General features: G+C 71.8%; 4 protein-coding genes. All 4 read right to left on the reverse strand.

The window, feature by feature from the left end:
* Positions 1-44: 44 nt before the first annotated feature.
* Positions 45-578 carry a DUF5681 domain-containing protein gene (locus FHG71_RS22975; protein ID WP_246045586.1) on the reverse strand — a complete coding sequence of 178 codons (534 nt, stop codon included), beginning with the start codon at positions 576-578 and terminating at the stop codon, positions 45-47.
* Positions 575-742: a hypothetical protein gene (locus FHG71_RS23880; protein WP_176559607.1), complete on the reverse strand. Its 168-nt coding sequence runs from the start codon at positions 740-742 to the stop codon at positions 575-577. The genes FHG71_RS22975 and FHG71_RS23880 overlap by 4 nt, the downstream gene beginning before the upstream one ends.
* 196 nt (positions 743-938) lie before the next feature.
* Positions 939-2,435 carry a YfjI family protein gene (locus tag FHG71_RS22980; protein WP_139084121.1) on the reverse strand — a complete coding sequence of 499 codons (1,497 nt, stop codon included), beginning with the start codon at positions 2,433-2,435 and terminating at the stop codon, positions 939-941.
* Positions 2,432-2,860, reverse strand: a complete 429-nt coding sequence (locus FHG71_RS22985) for a toprim domain-containing protein (RefSeq protein ID WP_246045587.1) — start codon at positions 2,858-2,860, stop codon at positions 2,432-2,434. Before FHG71_RS22985 ends, FHG71_RS22980 begins: the two co-directional genes overlap by 4 nt.
* Positions 2,861-2,944 lie beyond the last annotated feature (84 nt).

The following is a 2,944-nucleotide window of genomic DNA, read 5'->3' on the forward strand; positions in this document are numbered from 1 at the left end:
GCGCGCGCGTTGTTCCTCCAGTTGATCCATGCGGCGCTTCAAGCTCATGCCCGTCCTCCTTCCAGGGCCGCAAGGCGGCGCTCCAGCTCCGTGGTCTCCAGCGTGCGCCGGTAGGTGTCGATCAGCGCCATGACGTGCGCTCCTTCCGTTGGGGTGAGGTCGCCCCCCGCAACGGCGGCCAGCACCGCCCCGGCCGCCTGCGCCGCGTCGGTGGCGCTCTGCATGGCTGGCAGGGCAAAGGTGACAGGGCTGTCCTTGCGGGGTGGCGCGAGGCGCTCCAGGCAGAGCCTGAGCGCGGTGGTGTCGCCCTCCAGCGCCCGTTCCACGGCCTTGCGAGTCAGCGCCTCCGCTTCGCCGTCAAGGAGCGCCAGCACGGCCTGCGTGGCCTTGTGGCGGCTGCCGGGCGGTTTGCCGGGGTTGCCCGGCGCGAAGGTGCCGTCGGGGTTGCGGGGGCGACCAGCGGCGTCGTCCACCGACACCGCCACTTCAGACGGGCTCATGACCGTATTGCTCCCGCTGTTACGGCCCTCGGGGGCGAGGCAGGGCTGGCACCATGCGACACCTGTGGTGTCCGTCATTCCTGTTCTCCTGTTCGGATGTGCCGCGCCAGCAACTCGGGCGCGATGTCAAAAGCCTGGGCTACCTCGCCCAGCGCGGCGCGCTCGGCCTCGGCCCGGGTCTGGCCGCCGTCGAACTCGCGGATGGCGGCCCGTTCCTCAAAGGCGTCCAATGCGGCGGCCATGCGGTTCGCTGGATCGGTGCCACCCGGGATGGTGAGGAAGGCTGCAGCCCCGGGGAGGGGTGCCGCTACTTCCGCTACTTCTGCTACACGGACCAGCCTGAGCATCTGCGAGGCCGCCGGAGTAGCGGAAGTAGCAACTGTAGCAGGGGGCCGGTGCCAGTCCTCCTGCCGCAGTCGGGCCAGCGCTCGGCGCGGGTCAAACCACATGGCCCACCCCCCGCACGATCCGCCACGCCTCCTTGCGCACGGTTCCCCGCACGAGCGCGCCGGGCGGCAGCGGCACCAACCAGCCGTGGCTCTCCAGCACCTGCAGGACCGCTCGCGCCGCCTTGGTCTCGCGCAGGCTATTGGGTCCACTCTGCACCACCTCGCGCGTGGTCAGGTCCGGATAGGGCCAGGTCTCCACCAGCCAGCGTCGCAGCGCCTCGGCTCGGGCCGTCTCCGCCGAGACCGTGGCGGCATCGGCGAGGCGTGCGGCTTCCGAGAGGTAGAACTGCGCCAGCGTGATCGCGTCAGCCATGGTGTCGGCCGGCACCTCGGGCGCGTGCAGGTCGCCCCACAAGGTGAGCACCCCCGCGATGCGTGCCGCCTGCTCGGCGGCCTTGCTCGCGTAGCCCGTGACATGGGCCAGATCCCGCCCTGGTGCCTGTGCCGCCTCGATGGCATCGGCGAACTGCCCAAGGAGCACGCGCGCCTCAGGCGCGAGGGGCAGCCGGCGCGGGCTGAGGTCCCTCGACTGCGGGTCCATGGGCAGGGGCGTCTCCAACACCTCGCGCAGGCGCCGGCCGAAGATGCCCAGCGCCACTGTCCCGGCAGGTCGCGCGTTGGCCGAGAGCCGCGTGCCGATGGCGCTCGGGGGCTCCGCGACCAGAAAACGCGGCAGGAACCCGGTCCCGGTCGCCTTGGGGTCGGCCATGAACTCGCGCGCCACCGTGGGCTGCACCATGAGATGCACCGCGAGCCGGCGCCCGTAGAGCGACACCGAGCCGTCGCCGGCGCGCGTGCGCTGGATGGGATCGCCCTGCCAAAGCTTGTTGAGAGCCGCGAGCGTCTTGGTGCGGTTCTCGCTCGACATGGCGTGCCCGCCCAGGAACTGACCGCCCTCGTCGCTGAAGATGCCAAGCGAGGGCTGGCCTTCGGCGAAGAGCCGGGTCAGGCCCTCGAAGGTGGGCTCGGTCACCGTGCGGTCAGGCGAGGGCGGCGGGCAGGGCTCGGGTCCCAGTGCCGAGAGGTCGGCGCGGGCCTCGTCGCGCTTGCTGCCTTTGGCCTGCTTGGCTTCCGCGAGGATGCGCTCGCGCTCGCCCTTCCAGATCGCGTGGGCGTTGGCCCAGTGCGCCATCTCGTCCCGCCGTGCCTGGGCCTGCTCGCGCTCAAACTCGCGCAGGGCCGCGAGGAGCGGCCCGTCGCAGGAGGACTTGCGCTCGCCCGACTGCGCGATGGTCAGGGCGTAAAGCGAGGTCGGGCGAAGCCCGCCCAGTGTCTCGACATCGGCAAAGCCCTGCACCGCTAAGGAAGCGACGGAGAGCGCCGACTGCGCCGGGATGGCCACAGGCGCCTGCGTCATGGCCTGGACCTCTTCTATCGCCGGCCGGAGTGGTCCGAGCGCCGCGACGGGGTAGGGCGCGCCGGGCGGCACCTCGCGCAGGAGCGGCTGCGGGCCCTCAGGGGCGAAGGGGATCGGATCCAGCTTCATAGCACGGTCGCCATCATTCGCGCGTGCTGGGGCGCCTGCGCCGTCAGCACGTCGTTCCAGTCCCAGCCCTGCGGAGCGGGCAGCAGGTCTACCCACCAGCCCAAGGCGTGCGCCCGCTCGGCCAGAGCGCGCGCAGCGGCGTGGCCGGCCTCGTCGCCGTCCGGCGCGATGGCCAGCCGCCCCGGCGCGAGAGGCAGGCGCAGGCTGCGCATCCCTGAGGTGGAGAGCGCCGCCCAGACACTCGCAGGAGCGCTCAGGAGCCCCGAAGCGAGCGATAGCGCGGTCTCGATGCCCTCGGCTACCACGAGCTGCCCAGCGCGATTGGAGAGGCGCACAGCGCCTCCTGCCGTGCCGCCCAGCATGGCCTTGGCCGGCTCCACGTTAGCTTTCCCCGAGCCGTCCGCGCGCAGGTAGGTCCGGTGCACGGCAATGTTGTCAGAGTGTCAATCGGCACGGGATCGGGACCCTGGATCGGCGTTCAAGAGGGACCCCGGTGTGGATGCGGCGAG

This window comes from Rubellimicrobium roseum, from assembly GCF_006152145.1.
In the GTDB taxonomy this organism is placed as follows: Bacteria; Pseudomonadota; Alphaproteobacteria; order Rhodobacterales; family Rhodobacteraceae; genus Rubellimicrobium; species Rubellimicrobium roseum.

Coding starts and splice junctions, on each gene's coding strand:
- FHG71_RS22975 (WP_246045586.1), bottom strand. CDS start 578: ATGACGGACACCACAGGTGTCGCATGGTGCCAGCCCTGCCTCGCCCCC.
- FHG71_RS23880 (WP_176559607.1), bottom strand. CDS start 742: ATGGCCGCCGCATTGGACGCCTTTGAGGAACGGGCCGCCATCCGCGAG.
- FHG71_RS22980 (WP_139084121.1), bottom strand. CDS start 2,435: ATGAAGCTGGATCCGATCCCCTTCGCCCCTGAGGGCCCGCAGCCGCTC.